This window comes from Psychrobacter sp. 1044, from assembly GCF_904846525.1.
Lineage (GTDB): Bacteria > Pseudomonadota > Gammaproteobacteria > Pseudomonadales > Moraxellaceae > Psychrobacter.
Window position 1 is genome coordinate 38,059 of record NZ_CAJHAZ010000011.1, and the last position, 15,570, is coordinate 53,628.

Consider the following 15,570-nt stretch of genomic DNA (forward strand, 5'->3'; position numbering starts at 1 on the left):
TGCAATCAATACGAGCACTGGTTCAATGATAGATTTAATGGGAGATTGCTTACAAGGGCTGCGCGTCGTTGATTTGACTCGTAATTTACCGGGACCATTTGCGACGCGTTTGCTTGCAGATTTGGGCGCAGAAATCATTAAGATTGAACCTAAAAATGGTGATCCTGCCAGAGCCTTTGGCGAATTGTTTAAAGCATTGAATCATGGTAAAACCACCGAAAAACACGACTTTCGTGATCCTCAAGGTATTGCTGCTATCAAAGCGCACCTCAAAGATGCTGATGTGATGTTAGACAGCTTTCGCCCTGGCGTCCTAGAAGGTATGGGACTAGATGCCAAAACATTGCATGCGATTAATCCAAAGCTGGTTATGGTATCGATTACTGGTTACGGTTTGGCAAATAGCGATTCGAAAATTGATGTTAATCATGACTGGGCTGCTAAAGCCGGTCATGATATTAACTTTATGGCGATGAGCGGTGTTTTAGACCAACTAAAAACGGCAGATGGCGAGCAGGCGATGCCTAACGTTCAGTTTGCAGATTTGGCAGGCGGCAGTGATACCGCTGTGATTGCACTGCTTGCTGCTGTATTCGCGGCTCAGCGTACGGGCAAAGGTCGTCATGTTGCGGTTAGTATGACGCACAGCTTGTACCAGCATATGGTCATGCCAAAGGCAACGGGAGCGCTAGTAAAAAGTTTCTCAGGACAACAACCAGCACCGCATTATGATTTTTTGGGTGGATTATTACCTTGTTATCGCCTATACAAAACCTCAGATGCACGCTATATGGCCGTTGGTTCGCTAGAGCTGAAATTTTGGCAGGGCTTGTGTGAAGTATTGGATTTGTCTGCGCTTAAAAATAGCCATTGGCAACATGGGGTTATGCCAAATACCTCTGAAAGCCAAGCGGTGGCTAAGGCGATAAGCGATAAATTTTCCAGTCAAACACTTGAGCATTGGCAGCAAGTTTTTGCGCTCGCTGATGTCTGCGTCACCCCTGTGCTTAGCCTCAGTGAAGCAAAAGCACATCCCTTATTTGCCCATCAAGATGCGTATGATGCAACGTCAGGATGGCAGCAGGTTCAGTAGTTAGGTTTTTTATAAGAAACGCTTCAAAGCCATTGAGTTTTTCATAAGTTGATTACCAAGGAAGGTAAGTTATGGATCAGTTTTGGACGCAGCATTATCCTAAAGGGATAAATGCACAGATAGCGCCGCCACATAATACATTGATTGACATGTTTGATGACAAATTAACAGAATATGCCAGCCATGAATTTATCACCAACATGGGTATTACTTATTCTTATGGGCAAGTGGATAGCATGTCATTGGCTATTGCGGCTTGGGTTCAAAGTCTGGGTCTAGCAAAGGGTTCGGTCATAGGCATCATGATGCCCAATGTCAACCAGTACCTGCCTATTGTCATAGGGGTAATTCGCGCTGGTATGGTCACAACGCTCATCAATCCGCTGTATAGTCCTCGTGAATTGAGACATCAATTGGCTGACTCAGATACTGCTGTATTATTTATATTAGAACCATTTTGCAAAACGTTAGAGAAAATTATCAAAGACACGCCTGTCAAAACCGTGGTCATCAGCAAGATTGGCGATATGTTAGGAGTAGTGAAAGGTGCGCTTGTTAATATCGCTGCCAAATATGTCAAAAAAGCCATTCCCCGTTATCAGTTGAAATCCAATTCTCATTATACCGTGACTCGCTATAAAGCGGTTTTAAAACGCGCCAAAAAATTAAGTTATTCTCGTCCTACCATTCAAGCGGACGACTTATTAATGCTGCAATATACTGGCGGCACTACAGGCGTTGCCAAAGGTATTTTGATTACCAATCAAAATGTTGTGACCGCCACTTATCAGTTTGTTGAATGGTTCAAGCCAGTCTATGACGCCATGTCTGATAGTATTCAAATAAATACCATTGTCGCTTTACCGCTGTATCATATTTATGCGTTTATCTGCTCAATAGTTGGGTTGAGTGTGGGTCAGCATCTCACACTGGTTACCAATCCACGTGATATTGAAGGGTTTATCAGGATATTGCGCAAGCGTCCTTTTCATCTATTGCCTGGTGTCAATACTTTGTTCCAAGCCCTGCTGATGAATCCCAAATTTAAGGAGCTAGATTTTTCTGCATGCAAGTTAACTGTAGTCGGTGGTATGGCAGCGACTCCTGAAACCGCTAAGCGCTGGCGTGAAGTCACAGGTCTGCCTATCCTCGAAGGCTGGGGTATGTCTGAGACGCTAGGCGTGGGTACCGCCAATCCATTTAATGGCACTGAATATAGTGGCAATGTAGGGTTTCCACTGCCTAGTGTCGATATCAATATCCGTGATGACGATGGAAATATTCTCGCCATAAATGAAGTTGGTGAGATGTGCATCAAAGGTGACAACGTCATTACTCATTATCATAATATTGACAATACGACGTTTTTTACCGCTGATGGTTACTTAAAAACAGGTGATATTGCGTCTATGAACGAGCAGGGTGCTATTAAGATATATGACCGTAAAAAAGACATGATTATCGTCAGTGGCTTCAACGTTTATCCTAACGAAGTAGAAAACATCATTGAGGAGCACCCTAAGGTTGCCGAATGTTCAGTGGTTGGTATCGATGATAAGTTGCAGGGTCAGTCGGTCAAAGCCTACGTTGTAAAATCTGATGACAGCTTAAATGAGGATGATATTAAAGCGCTGTGCCAAGCAAATTTGGCCGCCTATAAATGTCCGCGTCATATAGAATTTATAGACGAATTACCCAAATCAACTGTTGGTAAAATACTGCGTCACAAGCTGAGAAAATTGGCTCATGAAGCCTAACGACTACTCAACAGACTCTCATCAATAACATCTACGTTTAACGCATTTTGTCTGTCATCTATTGGCAGGCTTTCTGTTTTTAGAAGGCCTCATTTAATGGTATTAAATGAGGTCTTCTATTTTGGAAAATGCTCATGGGATTGTTTTCGATACTTTATCTAGGGCGTGTCCTCATTTTAAAAATGGTGATAAAAATGAGATAAATTGCCGTCAAACAAGGAAGATAGCGCCGTTAATATCGAGATATTGATAAGCTGTTTGACGATGTTTAACAAAATTTAGCCAGTTTTAGCCCATTTAGAGAGTAATTGATTGAATTGAGGACACGCCCTAATGTTGTTTGATGTCATCGTATTGTCATGGCTCTTTAACCAAAATGTCACAACTACTGGCTACACTGCTGACCTAGGCAACACAAATAATAAATGATCAGGTTGGTTGATATGTTAGAGCTTAGAGGTGTGACGAAAAAGTATGAGAATAAAGTCATCTTTGAAGATATTTCCCTCAAAATTAATAAGGGCGAAATTGTCTCAATCTTAGGGCCTTCTGGATGTGGTAAAACGACTTTATTGCATATTATCTTGGGTTTGACGGGTATCAATGGCGGTCGTCTTGCTTATAATGGCGAAGACATTACACGAGTGCCGATGAAAAAAAGAGGCTTCAATATTGTCTTTCAAGACTATGCATTGTTTCCCAATCTAAATGTCAAACAAAATATCGAATACGGTTTACGCAATAATCCCCATATTAGCACGCAAGCAGAAGTCGATGAACTGGTCGACTTACTCGATATCGAAGCCCACCTAAATAAACGCATCAGCCAACTGTCTGGTGGTCAAAAGCAACGCGTGGCACTCGCACGCACTTTGGTGATGAAGCCTAAAATACTGCTATTAGATGAGCCTTTATCTGCGCTAGATGGTGTCATCAAAGAAACCATCAAAGCGCGTATCCGTGAGATTTCCGTTCGCTATCAGTTGACGACGTTAATAGTCACTCATGATCCAGAAGAAGCCATGACGTTATCTGATCGTATTTTACTGCTCTCAGACGGCAAAGTGGCACAGTTCGCGACACCAACGGAAATCATTCGCAACCCAGCCAATGATTTTGTCAAAAACTTCATTCTCAATCAGCTCAATATCAAGCGTCGCAATATCTTAAGTTTATTTGCAGATGATGGCGCAAACATCGACCCCTTAAGCAAATATACCCAGCGCCAACATTACGGTCAGGATGACAGTGTGGTGACTCATCGTTATGACGATATCGATGGTATTGACACTATCGACAATACTGACGATCTTAATGTTATTAAAGACAGTCATCAGCAAAAACGAAAAGATGCCACCATCAACTAATATTGATTAACAATAAAAATGTTGTGAATGAACTTATTTGACCATTTGATCGTCTTGGATATTTATGAAATTGAGCAATTCACCCCTCGTAAAAGCAATTTGGCTATTCGTTGCTGTTTTATTCGTCATGTTTATGTTTGTGCCATTAGTCAAGCTGCTGGCACTGTCTTTGAATGTCGGTGATGCATTAGGGCTAGAAAACTACACCAGTATTTTGAGCAGTGATGGCTTTTTGCAGACCATGCAGAACAGCTTTTTTGTGGCGACGATGAGTGCGCTTAGCGCGACGTTTTTGGGCTTTATTTTGGCTTATACGGTGCATTGGAGCAATTTGCCCAAAGGTTTTAAACAATTTATTAAGCTGGCGGCATTATTTCCTATGTTGTTGCCAACCGTCACCTATGGCTTTGCCATTATTTATACCTTTGGCAAACAAGGCTTGCTGACTCAGATTCTTGGCTTTCAACTGTTTGAGGACATATATGGCTTTTATGGCATGTGGCTTGGTTATACCATTTATACCTTGCCCATTGCTTTTTTATTATTGAACAATACGTTCCAATATTTGGACAAAAAGTTTGTCGTTGTATCAGAGTTGATGGGAGACTCTCCTTATCGCCAGTTTGACATGACTGTGGTGCGCCCTCTAATCGGCACCTTTGCAGCAGCGATGATTCAATGTTTCTTTTTAGCCTTTACAGACTTTGGTATTCCAGCGTCGATTGGGGGGCAATATAGCGTCATCGCCACTGAGCTTTATACCCAAATCTTAGGCGCGTCACCGTCATTCGAAAAGGGGGCAGTGGTTGCGTTATTTATGCTGGTGCCATCCATCCTAAGCATCGCCATACTATGGTACGTGGCACGCTTCAATGTGCGCTATGACTCAGTTGAAATGATTGATCTGCCCACCTCAAAAATCAAAGAGCGTGTTTTGGCGGTGTTATCGAGTGTGATTTTAGCCTCACTGTTACTGGTATTCGCCGTGATATTCATCATCCCATGGATTAAATCATGGCCTTATCAGATGGTCTTCACCACCGAGATTGTCAGCGAGGCTTTAGAGTCTGCCAATCTGATGCGGGTCTATAAAAACTCATTACTTGTGGCGGTATTAACGGCGGTGTTTGGCACCTTGATTACGTATTTTTCAGCCCTGTTATACGAGCGCTCAAGCCTTTTTAAACTGGGAAAATTCAGTATTGAAAGCTCGGCATTAGTGACCAATACGGTGCCTGGAATGGTCGTCGGTATTGCCTATTTGATGGTGTTTTCGGGGTCGGCGGTCGCCAATACTATTTTTATCATCGTGATTAGCAACATCATTCATTACTTTGCCACGCCTTATTTGATGAGTAAAAACGCACTGTCCAAAATGAATTTGGGCTGGGAGACGACGGCTGGTCTGTTGGGTGACTCATGGTTTGCATCGTTACGCCGCATCGTCGTGCCCAATTCGTTTTTTACGCTAATTGAAGTCGCTTCATTCTATTTTATCAGCGCTATGGTGACGATTAGCGCGGTTATCTTTATTTCAGGTGCCAAAACCATGGTACTCACCACCAAGATAGTCGAGCTACAGCACTTTGCGCGCTTCGATGAGATTTTTATCTTGTCGCTGATGATATTGCTGACCAATATTGGCGCACTGATGTTGTTTGCTATTGTCCGTCATATTTATAGCAAAAGGCTCTCTGGTACAACGGCAATAAAAACCAAGAAAAAACCTAAGTCAATGGTGGTACCAACGTCTTCTTAGTCTTACCCATCGGTCAAGTGCACTGATAAGACTTATTTTCTTTTTATATTTTAAGCAACAATTTTTTCATTATTAAAACATCAACAAATAATAGGACAAATAATGTTTTTATTCAAAACGTTAGTGGCAAGTTTCGCGTGCGGGATTGTCTTGGTAGGTTGTAGTTCACCTGAGTCGGAAGGAGGTGCTTCTAGCAATATCGAAGAAGTCGTCATTTATAGCAATGCCGACGAAGAAGCGGTCGAGGTCATCCAAGAGGTTTTAGACGAAGCAGGCTATGAGGGTCAGTATGTCTTTCAGTCTTTTGGGACAGGGGAGTTGGGTGGGCGTTTGCTGGCAGAAGGCGATAATACCGAGGCTGATATGGTGACGATGAGCTCGTTCTACCTAGAAAGTGCCCAAGCCAAGCATCCTATGTTTAAAGAATTGACCTTTGACGTTGACCCACAAGTGGCGGTCCCAAATTACTATGCACCAATACTGGGCTTTACGGGCGCTATTATTTTAAACACAAAAGAGATGGCGGCGCAAAATCTGCCCAGACCAACCAGTGCCAAGGATTTGGCAAACCCGATCTACAAAAATAAAATCGCGATGGTGGATCCTAATGGCTCATCGACAGGTTGGCTCTTTATTCAAGACGTCACCGCTACTTATGGAATGGGCGCTGAAGGGCAGAAAATTATGAACGATATCCGCACCAATGCGGGTCCCAATCTAGAGTTGTCAGGCTCAGGTCCGATCAAAAAAGTGATGGCAGGTGAGGTGCCGATTGGTTTTGGCTTGCGTCATCAAGCAATCGCAAACAAAGCACAAGGCTTGCCCATTGATTATGTTGACCCAAGTGAAGGAAATTATACGCTAACGGAATCGGTAGCCGTTATTGATAAAGGCGAGAACACCAATCCAAATGCGATAAAAATGGCTGAAATCATTGTTAAAAATGCACGTCCAAAATTATTGACGATATACCCAAATGTGATTTATGACGGTGAAACAGTCGCTCCTGACAATCAAATCAAAAACAGTAAAACGTACGGCGAGCCATTGACGGCTGAGCTGCTAGACAAGCACAGAGCGTTTTTCCATGGACAAACTGAATCGTAAATGAATCCATAAAAACCGTGATGAGTAGTCATTGTTCAAATGCACTATTTCATTGGCTAGTGAAATCCTTAAAACATGGATTGAGCCGCTAAAACATAAATTGAGTATCATTTGTAATCAATCATAAAGAAGAAAAAAGCTATGACAGGGACAAGTAAATTATCAGGTAAACAGTATGATGTGGTCGTCGTCGGGGGCGGTATCGTTGGTCTTGCCAGCGCTTATGCTGCCGTAAAAAAAGGGCTGAAAGTGGCGCTGGTAGAGCGTGAAGCACAGAATAAAGATGCCTCGATTCGTAACTTTGGCTTTGTGACGGTTAGTGGTCAGCGTAGCGGTGAACATTGGCAACGTGCCATGCACTCACGCAATATCTGGGCGGATATCGCGCCAAAAGCCGGTATCAAGGTTGAGCATACCGGTCTGCACATGCTGGTTCAGCGCCCTGAAGCGATGAGCGTTGCCGATGCGTTTTTGAAGACTGACATGGGCGAGTCCTGTCGCTTATTGAGCCAATCAGAAATACAGGAGCAGACGCCTTATCTTAGAACAGGGTTGGGCGTTTTATATAGCCCGCATGAGCTGAGAGTCGAGTCAAATACCGCGATTGGCAAATTGGCGGACTGGTTAGCACAAGTGCATGGCGTGGATTTTTATAACAAAACCACGGTTCAGGTGGTTGACTTGCCCACTGTTCATACCAGTCGAGGGACATTACATACGGCGCATTGTGTGATCTGTCCTGGGGCAGATTTACATGGCTTATATCCTGATACTTTAGCGCAGTCTGATGCCAAACTCTGTACCCTCAATATGATGCGCGTGATGCCAAGGCAAGCGTTCAAACTAAATGCTGCTGTCATGTCAGATCTGAGTTTTGCTCGTTATGATGGGTTTGCGCAGCTACCAGAAGCTCGTGCGCTTATCAGCTTACTAGATGACACCCAAGCTGCTGAGCGCAAGGCTGGCGTACATTTAATCGTTGTTCAATCAGCGGATGGCTCACTTATCATTGGTGACAGTCATAATTACTGTGATAAAGAGCTGCCCTTTAGAGACACTTATCAAGATAACTTAATCATCAACGAGTTCAAAAAGGTCATGGATATCGGTGAGGTAGACATCACTCAGCACTGGTTAGGGGTCTACCCAAGTGCCGACAATGTCGTGTTTAAAGCATCACCAGAAGCAGGCGTTGCCATCGGTACCATCACAAGCGGCACAGGCGCATCAACGGGATTTGCCTTTGGTGAAGAGTTAATTAATTTAGTATTGGAGTCAAAATAATGAATACAGATATTCATCGTATCAAAGCGCCATTCGACGCGATCAAACTGTGTGTCTTTGATATGGCAGGCACGACCGTCAATGAAAACAATTTGGTTTATAAAACCGTATGTGATGCGATCAATCACACCTTACAACAGGTTGGTCGAACAGACATTCAGGTCAATCTAGAGGTGTGTTTAGAGTTTGGGGCTGGCAAAGAAAAGCGACAAGCCATTAGCGATATACTCAATGAAGTATGCAAAAATGACAATACCGCGACCGCTGATAGGGAAAAATGGACGGATGCTGCCTTTAATACGTTTAAATCAGCGTTGGCATCAGCCTATACCAAGGACACGGTAGCAACCTTCGATGGCATGCTAGATTTTTTCACTCAGTTAAAGCAGTCAGGTAGAAAAGTCGTGCTAAATACGGGCTACGATATTCAGACTGCCAATAAAATATTAACCATTTTAGGATGGTCAGTGGGTCGTGATATTGATGCTTTGATTACAGCAGATGATGTGCACAATGGTCGTCCTGCGCCAGATATGATTACCCTTGCTATGGACAAGTTTGGGATTGAGCATTCGCAACAGGTATTGAAAGCAGGGGACAGCGGCATCGATATCGAAGAAGGCAAAAATGCCCATTGTGGTCTATGTATTGGGGTGCTCACTGGTGCTCAAACCCATGTGCAACTGGAGAAATATTCACCAGATATCGTGCTTGAGAAGCTTACGGATCTGGCGTCATTAATCTAGAGTATGTCCTCAATTTAATTGAGGCATCTATATGGGTTAAAAATGGCTAGATTAAGACATGGGCTACTTTAATGGCACATTTTAGAAGGAGAGGAATCATTACATGATTTCTCTCCTTCTTCTTTCATAGAAGTAACGATAAATATAAGGACAGACAGGCTTATCAATTTTCGAACAGCATAATGTGTGGAATATTTGTCTTGAAATTTTAGCCCACTCTAATGCTGCTCTAATGCTTTTAGACCTGCTTTGGCGATGTGTACATCTTCGCTGCCATGTGCGCCGCCCACCCCGATACCACCAACTACGATACCATCGATATAAATGGGTACGCCGCCATCTAAGATAAGGATGTTTTCATCCAGATAGCGTAGGTCTTCAGGAATCGTGCCGTCTTTGATGCCTTTGGCGATGACCGCCGTTTCTCTTTTTTGTGAGTTTGCGGTATAGGCTTTTTTATAACTGGCACGCACGGTATGCACGCCTGCGCGGTGATCTCTGAGCACTGCTAAGGTTTGTCCGGAGGCGTCAACGACGGTGACAGACACCATCAAATTATTGCTTTTGGCTTCTAATGCGGCAGCATTCACTATGTTTTGTGCCATCTCGCCAGTCAATAATGGAATGGTTGCCATCTCTGCTCCTTGGGTTATTACGTTTGGTTTGATCACTTGTACTTGATACTGTGAGTGTGAGGTGTTGGCACACGCGGAGATGGACAACAGTGAATTTGTAAGCGCGGCATAGATAACGAGTTTTTTCATAATCAGTCCTTTCATAGTTAATCCTTGAGGTTGTTTTGAATATCGCATGACGTGATTCAATACGCCTGAATCAAAGCTTAGACAAGTTAATTGCCTGATGATAACTTGCTGGAGCAAACTTGATGGTGACAAACAGCATACCGATAAGGCTGATCAATAGCATCCACCAAACCGCTTGAAAACTGCCAGTCGACTCGCGTAGCACACCTGCCATATAAGGCGCGATGGCGGTAATAATAAAGCCGATGCCTTGGACAAATGCTGCCAGTGCCCCAGCGAGTTTAGGTTTGGACAAATGATCTAACGCGACGGTCAGTGTCAATGAAAAGCAGGCACCAAGACCACAGCCAATCAAGGCAATCCACAAGATGAGCAAAGCTGTCGGCATGGTAATCAAACCTATAAATCCAGCGATTTGTATACCTACGGCAAAAAACAACCAAGGTCGGCGGTCGGGGCGATGGGCGGACAACATTGGAATAACCAGCGCACCAATGACCTGAAAAATCGTCATGATACCGATCAGCTCGCCACTATTTTGCGCGCTCCAGCCCAAAGTCTGCGCATAGCTTGGCAACCATGCAATCATACAAGCGTATCCAGCGTTTGCCAGACCAAAATAACTTGCTAGCAGCCAAGCACGGCGATTGCCAAAAAAGTTGATTTTTACCCCGTCGTCTCGATTTTCCATCTGCTCAGAGGGGCGCCGCCACCACAGTACGAGGGCAAAAACTGGCACTACCAGCCAAATACCCAAACCGGATTGCCAACTGTCGTAATGTTGAGCGACCACCGGACTCAAGATAGCGGCAACCCCGCCACCAGTCATCAGTGCAGCAGAGTAAACGCCCATAGCAAGTGGTACGCGTGCAGGATACCAACGCTTGACCACACCAGGTGCCATTGCTTGCACGATGGCGATACCTGTGCCGCCTACTAAGGCACTGGCTATCAGCGTCCCTCCAGTATCTAACCACAAGCGCCATACACCCGCGAAGGCAATCGCAAACAGACCGCCTGTGATCCACGCGCTTTCACTAAATCGTCGCCCAATCCAAGGCAACAGTAGCGGAAATATACCCATACACAGCATCGGCAGCACCACCAATAAAGAGGCGGCCTGCAAACCCATCGCTGTGCTTAGGCGAATTTCTGTCAGCAACGGACCAGTAGAAGTGATCGTTGGGCGCAGCGTCATCGCCAACCCAGCAATCACCATCATAGGAAATAACAAGGTCAGTATCGACGAACGCACCGTGGAAGAGATATGATCGGTACTCATGAATAATATAAAATCCGTATTAAGAAAGGCAGTACCAAAAAATCACTGCCTGAGTCGCCAAAAAAGCCGACGTCACTATATGCCGAACGTCGACTTTTTCAATAAGTACTATTTTTACAAACCGCTGATTAAACTGCTATTTAATGCATCATTTAAAAAGGTTTGAACGGTAGGAACTTACCATCTAGAGTAATCACTGCGCGGTCACCACCTTCAGGATCAGCCACTTTTTTGATATCCATTTTGAAATTAATGGCACTGATGATACCATCACCAAATTGCTCATGAACCAAGGCTTTTAGCGTGGTGCCATATACCTGCATCATCTCATAAAAACGGTAGATTGTCGGATCAGTAGGAATCTCACTACCAACGCTGCCTCGTGATGGAATACATTGTAGTAACGCGATGGCGTCCTCATCAAGTCCTAAAGTTTCACCAACTTTTTGGGCGGCATCAGCAGGTAGCGGATGCTGACCTAGCAAAGCGGCAGTGACAAAGACATCACTCAAGCCTGTTCCTGAAGCGATTTGCTCAAATGACAGGTTCTTTGCCGCTTTGGCAGCAATGATGGTGTCCGTTAATGTTTGACGTGCGGTGTTGCTTACTTGAGACTGAATCATAATAATACCTTTTGAGGTTGGTGGTGGTTATTGGGTTAATGATGCTTATGAATCATTTGGGTTAATTGATTTTCTGATTATGCATAGTCATTGATAATGACAGTTATGTAACGCTAAACGGCGACTGCCAGTGGCGATATCGGATAAGCGCGAACCTCAGTGTGCGTGGCCAATGAGACAAATTCATTGGTCACGCCATCTAAGGCATCGATATCACCGGACTCGATATCGTAAACCCAGCCATGTAGTGCCAAACGATTTTCTCTTAGCGCCAAACGTATCGAAGGATGGGTTTTGATATTTTCGATTTGAGCGATGACATTTTCACGAACCATAGAGGCGACCCGCTCGCTATCACTGTCATGTTCACGGGCTTCATTGACCACCCGTGCTGAGTCAGCGTAGCGTAGCCAGCTGCCTACCGCTGGCATATGATCCATGCAGGTGCAGTTGGCAATTGCAGTCATCGCGCCGCAGTCTGAGTGCCCGCAAATCACCACATCCGTGACTTTTAAGGCGGTAACGGCGTACTCAACTGACGCCGATACACCACCAGGCTCAGGACCATAAGAAGGCACAATGTTGCCAGCATTGCGAATTACGAATAGACCACCGGGTTCGTGTTGAGTAACGAGCTCAGGCACTAAGCGGCTGTCTGAACAAGAAATAAACAGTGTGCGCGGGTTTTGTTTGGTCGCCAAATTTTTGAATAAATCGGCGCGCTTAGGATAGGCGTCACTGTGAAATTTTAGAAAACCTTCAATAATATCTTTCATCGCGTTGGTCTCTGTGTAGTTGATGAAAGGAATGATACGCCGCTATCGTTATAAGGTAAAATACTCGTATATTATGATGTCGATAATAATTACTTATGACCAAACCTTGATCAATCCCTAATCCACACGAGATGACCCATGATTCTTCGGCACATTAAGTATTTTTTGGCAGTGGCAGAGTACCAAAGCTTTACCCAAGCAGCAGCGTCTTTGTACGTCTCACAGCCAGCGTTATCGCAGCAGATTAAGCAGTTGGAAGAAGGTCTAGGTGCGACTTTATTTGATCGCTCTGGTCGCCGTGTCACATTGACCGATGCCGGTGACGTCTATGCGTGCTATGCCCATAGAGCCTTGCAGGATTTGGAGGAAGGACGGCGCGCCATTCACGATGTGCAGGATCTCAGTCGCGGTGCGTTGCGGATTGCGATTACGCCTACTTTTACCACGTATTTGCTTGGACCTTTAATCAAAGCGTTTCATACTCGTTATCCGAGTCTCACGCTAAGCGTGCAGGAGATGTCACAGGAGCAGATGGAAAAGCAAATACTCGATGATGAGTTTGATGTGGGTATTGCTTTTGAAGATGTGCAGTCTGCCGATATCGATACACAAACCTTGCTGATAGAGACGCTCGCACTGGTTGTTAGTAAACATAACCCTCTTGCTAAGCAAATGGCGATTGACTTGCCAACGCTACACGCGCAGTCACTTGTATTGCTGAGCCGCGAATTTGCCACGCGCGAACAGATTGAGCATTATTGTCGCCAGCATGACATTGCGCCAAACGTACTGATGGAGGCAAACTCGCTAAGCGCAGTGATCGAAATGGTTCGCCATACCCAACTGACCACCTTATTACCTTCCAACATCGCTCATAATTATGATGAGCTGGTGGCGATTACCTTAGCGCCGTCTTTGCTCCAGCGTACAGCGGTATTACTACAACGAAAAGGTGCGTATCAGAGCGCTGCTACCAAGGCATTTGTTGCGTTGGCACATGAGGTCTGTTCGAACACGGTTGAATCTAATGCACTGTTTTTCAAATAGAATAAACTCAAAAAACGAACGGTCACGATGAGACAGGCAAAAGGTCAATGACGCAAACCTTAATTCACTATTTTTTTCACTTCGGCATGCCTTTAATTGTGGCTTATGTGTTTTTCCGCAATGATTATAAAAAAGTTTATCTGATACTGCTCGCCACTATGCTGGTTGATTTGGATCATCTGCTAGCAACGCCTATTTTCTCGCCCAATCGCTGTAGTATTAACTTTCACCCGCTGCACAGTTATTATGCAATGGCAGTATATGCGGCTATGTTAGTGCTGCCTAAGCCATACAGAGTCATAGGTTTGGGCTTACTGTTGCATATGCTGACGGATCTGAATGACTGTGTTATGACGTATGCCCAAATCCCCCAAGCGTTGGATAATGCGCCAGCTCGTGAGCTGGTCATATGGCTAGCAAATAGGTTTAAGTAGTATTTTTGACTTTTCATCGCATGCTCATTAATTCCGTATTTATTATGGGCACACTATATTTTCTAAAGAATCGGATTATTTACTGAGGATTTAGTTCTGCGCTAAGCCTAAATTCAGTATTCAGACAATAAATATAGACAAAAAAAGCCTCACTTATTAATAGTGAGGCTTTTTTATTGAGTGGCTAGTTTAGCACTCTATACGGCAATAACTATTTAGCAACCGCTTTAAAATTCGCTACTTGGTTCGCATTGGTAATGGTCAAGACAGGCACGTTATTGGCATTTTTGCTCATGCTATATTTACCATTTACGGTTGCTAGTGCGGCACTATCAAAGCTGGCTTGTGGGGCAGGGCAAGCCATTCTTGTGCTTCTGACGGGACCCAAGGTTACCTCGCCATTTGCTACCTTATATTCAGCACTCATATTGTTACAAGTATTCATCAAAGTAACGATATTGCTCCCATTCGCCGTCACAAAATCGAGGGTTAATGGTTCGGTTGGATTAAAGAATAATGGAGTAATGGTCTCGCCCTTGGTGTTTTTGGCATCCACGAGTTGCCAATGATAGGCTTGCAAGGCATCCGAGGTAATAGGCTGGGTAACGGGTGCACTTGGCGTAGATGTGGTTTGACAACCTGCTGCCAATGTTCCCACTGCTAAAACGCTTACCATCATTACCTTGGTCATATTTTTCATATAAAGTCCTTTATTGCTTCAATTATTATATAGAGACATTTATCTCAAAATTATTGTGCTCGCTGCCCCAATAACTGACATGAGACACTAGCAGATGCAGGCATTATTACAAAGCAATGATAGCGATACAAGCGCCAGTAACCATTCAAATACCAAGTTGTTTTTATGTTGATATAGTCGGTTCAATATAATTTGGATACAAGGAAGGCAAGCGAAAGTACTACAAATAGTAGACTAAGCGAGCCTGACACCGTATCTGATTTATATAGGATTGACTATAAATCTTTAGCACGGCTCATTGCTATTAGGCGATCACATCATTACGTTGAGATAGCAGATGGTTTGCTGGAATAGGAAACACATTGTCATAAATCCAGTTATAAACAAAAGCATGTACCAAGTAGAAAGTAGCCATTGTAATATCCATGAGAAAGGCTTGCCAAAGGCTGATGCCTAAGTGCCACGCAATTATTGGTAGGAATAATAACAGTAGACCACCTTCAAATAAAAACGCATGCAACATCCGTAGTGGAACCGTCTTATGTACATTGCCGCGTAGCTTCAGCATGCTGTGGTCAAATAACAGGTTGTAAAAATAGTTCCACAACGTCGCGATAATCGAAGCAGCCAGGGCGATAAGACCTATCGACTGAATATCAAAGCCAAATAACCAGCTTGCCAACGGTACAAATATAATTAAACCTATTATCTCAAAACCCAAGGTATGACGAATACGATCTTTCACGGTGCGCATGAAGCTTCCTAGTTGAATCAGTTATTTTCGCGCCTATTGTATCTGTTAAACTATTATAACCAAGTTAGAACCTATAG

At 44.0% G+C, this 15,570-nt stretch carries 15 protein-coding genes; 9 read left to right on the forward strand and 6 right to left on the reverse strand.

The window, feature by feature from the left end; all coding sequences use genetic code 11:
- Positions 1–25 precede the first annotated feature (25 nt).
- From JMX82_RS09145 to JMX82_RS09175, 7 genes are all read left to right on the forward strand, one after another.
- A complete protein-coding gene (locus JMX82_RS09145) occupies positions 26–1,093 on the forward strand; it encodes a CaiB/BaiF CoA transferase family protein (RefSeq protein ID WP_201540371.1) in 1,068 nt (355 codons plus the stop codon).
- Positions 1,094–1,164: 71 nt separating this feature from the next.
- Complete coding sequence (locus JMX82_RS09150; RefSeq protein WP_201540311.1) at positions 1,165–2,850, forward strand: AMP-binding protein; 1,686 nt, start codon at positions 1,165–1,167, stop codon at positions 2,848–2,850.
- Between the two features lie 443 nt (positions 2,851–3,293).
- Positions 3,294–4,217 carry an ABC transporter ATP-binding protein gene (locus JMX82_RS09155; RefSeq protein ID WP_201540312.1) on the forward strand — a complete coding sequence of 308 codons (924 nt, stop codon included), beginning with the start codon at positions 3,294–3,296 and terminating at the stop codon, positions 4,215–4,217.
- A gap of 64 nt (positions 4,218–4,281) precedes the next feature.
- Positions 4,282–5,976: an iron ABC transporter permease gene (locus JMX82_RS09160; protein WP_201540313.1), complete on the forward strand. Its 1,695-nt coding sequence runs from the start codon at positions 4,282–4,284 to the stop codon at positions 5,974–5,976.
- Between the two features lie 102 nt (positions 5,977–6,078).
- Positions 6,079–7,083 (forward strand): ABC transporter substrate-binding protein, encoded by a 1,005-nt coding sequence (locus tag JMX82_RS09165; protein WP_201540314.1) that lies wholly within the window; start codon positions 6,079–6,081, stop codon positions 7,081–7,083.
- Positions 7,084–7,224: 141 nt separating this feature from the next.
- Entirely contained in the window at positions 7,225–8,367 is a 1,143-nt protein-coding gene (locus JMX82_RS09170) for a TIGR03364 family FAD-dependent oxidoreductase (RefSeq protein ID WP_201540315.1), read from the forward strand.
- The gene (locus JMX82_RS09175; RefSeq protein WP_201540316.1) at positions 8,367–9,113 is read left to right on the forward strand and encodes an HAD family hydrolase; all 747 of its coding nucleotides are present in this window, start codon (positions 8,367–8,369) and stop codon (positions 9,111–9,113) included. Before JMX82_RS09170 ends, JMX82_RS09175 begins: the two co-directional genes overlap by 1 nt.
- Before the next feature lie 218 nt (positions 9,114–9,331).
- Here the strand turns inward: JMX82_RS09175 and JMX82_RS09180 are convergent, their stop codons facing one another.
- From JMX82_RS09180 to JMX82_RS09195, 4 genes are all read right to left on the reverse strand, one after another.
- Entirely contained in the window at positions 9,332–9,892 is a 561-nt protein-coding gene (locus JMX82_RS09180; RefSeq protein WP_265089315.1) for a GlcG/HbpS family heme-binding protein, read from the reverse strand.
- Positions 9,893–9,947: 55 nt separating this feature from the next.
- Complete coding sequence (locus JMX82_RS09185; protein ID WP_201540317.1) at positions 9,948–11,159, reverse strand: CynX/NimT family MFS transporter; 1,212 nt, start codon at positions 11,157–11,159, stop codon at positions 9,948–9,950.
- 152 nt (positions 11,160–11,311) lie between these two features.
- Positions 11,312–11,782: a cyanase gene (gene cynS, locus JMX82_RS09190; protein ID WP_060491359.1), complete on the reverse strand. Its 471-nt coding sequence runs from the start codon at positions 11,780–11,782 to the stop codon at positions 11,312–11,314.
- A gap of 113 nt (positions 11,783–11,895) precedes the next feature.
- Complete coding sequence (locus JMX82_RS09195; RefSeq protein ID WP_060491358.1) at positions 11,896–12,558, reverse strand: carbonic anhydrase; 663 nt, start codon at positions 12,556–12,558, stop codon at positions 11,896–11,898.
- Between the two features lie 138 nt (positions 12,559–12,696).
- On the opposite strand from JMX82_RS09195, the gene cynR reads away from it, so the two are divergent.
- Together cynR and JMX82_RS09205 are read left to right on the forward strand one after the other, a co-directional pair.
- Positions 12,697–13,605 (forward strand): transcriptional regulator CynR, encoded by a 909-nt coding sequence (gene cynR, locus JMX82_RS09200; protein ID WP_201540318.1) that lies wholly within the window; start codon positions 12,697–12,699, stop codon positions 13,603–13,605.
- Positions 13,606–13,652: 47 nt separating this feature from the next.
- Complete coding sequence (locus JMX82_RS09205) at positions 13,653–14,039, forward strand: DUF6122 family protein (RefSeq protein WP_201540319.1); 387 nt, start codon at positions 13,653–13,655, stop codon at positions 14,037–14,039.
- A gap of 211 nt (positions 14,040–14,250) precedes the next feature.
- On the opposite strand, the gene JMX82_RS09210 is transcribed toward JMX82_RS09205, so the two are convergent.
- On the reverse strand, positions 14,251–14,739 hold the full coding sequence (locus tag JMX82_RS09210; RefSeq protein ID WP_201540320.1) for an META domain-containing protein: 489 nt from the start codon (positions 14,737–14,739) through the stop codon (positions 14,251–14,253).
- 304 nt (positions 14,740–15,043) lie between these two features.
- Positions 15,044–15,493, reverse strand: a complete 450-nt coding sequence (locus JMX82_RS09215; protein ID WP_201540321.1) for a PACE efflux transporter — start codon at positions 15,491–15,493, stop codon at positions 15,044–15,046.
- Positions 15,494–15,570 lie beyond the last annotated feature (77 nt).

Coding starts and splice junctions, on each gene's coding strand:
- cynR (WP_201540318.1), top strand. CDS start 12,697: ATGATTCTTCGGCACATTAAGTATTTTTTGGCAGTGGCAGAGTACCAA.
- JMX82_RS09160 (WP_201540313.1), top strand. CDS start 4,282: ATGAAATTGAGCAATTCACCCCTCGTAAAAGCAATTTGGCTATTCGTT.
- JMX82_RS09195 (WP_060491358.1), bottom strand. CDS start 12,558: ATGAAAGATATTATTGAAGGTTTTCTAAAATTTCACAGTGACGCCTAT.
- JMX82_RS09155 (WP_201540312.1), top strand. CDS start 3,294: ATGTTAGAGCTTAGAGGTGTGACGAAAAAGTATGAGAATAAAGTCATC.
- JMX82_RS09165 (WP_201540314.1), top strand. CDS start 6,079: ATGTTTTTATTCAAAACGTTAGTGGCAAGTTTCGCGTGCGGGATTGTC.
- JMX82_RS09210 (WP_201540320.1), bottom strand. CDS start 14,739: ATGAAAAATATGACCAAGGTAATGATGGTAAGCGTTTTAGCAGTGGGA.
- JMX82_RS09170 (WP_201540315.1), top strand. CDS start 7,225: ATGACAGGGACAAGTAAATTATCAGGTAAACAGTATGATGTGGTCGTC.
- JMX82_RS09150 (WP_201540311.1), top strand. CDS start 1,165: ATGGATCAGTTTTGGACGCAGCATTATCCTAAAGGGATAAATGCACAG.
- JMX82_RS09185 (WP_201540317.1), bottom strand. CDS start 11,159: ATGAGTACCGATCATATCTCTTCCACGGTGCGTTCGTCGATACTGACC.
- JMX82_RS09145 (WP_201540371.1), top strand. CDS start 26: ATGATAGATTTAATGGGAGATTGCTTACAAGGGCTGCGCGTCGTTGAT.
- JMX82_RS09205 (WP_201540319.1), top strand. CDS start 13,653: ATGACGCAAACCTTAATTCACTATTTTTTTCACTTCGGCATGCCTTTA.
- JMX82_RS09180 (WP_265089315.1), bottom strand. CDS start 9,892: ATGAAAGGACTGATTATGAAAAAACTCGTTATCTATGCCGCGCTTACA.
- JMX82_RS09215 (WP_201540321.1), bottom strand. CDS start 15,493: ATGCGCACCGTGAAAGATCGTATTCGTCATACCTTGGGTTTTGAGATA.
- JMX82_RS09175 (WP_201540316.1), top strand. CDS start 8,367: ATGAATACAGATATTCATCGTATCAAAGCGCCATTCGACGCGATCAAA.
- cynS (WP_060491359.1), bottom strand. CDS start 11,782: ATGATTCAGTCTCAAGTAAGCAACACCGCACGTCAAACATTAACGGAC.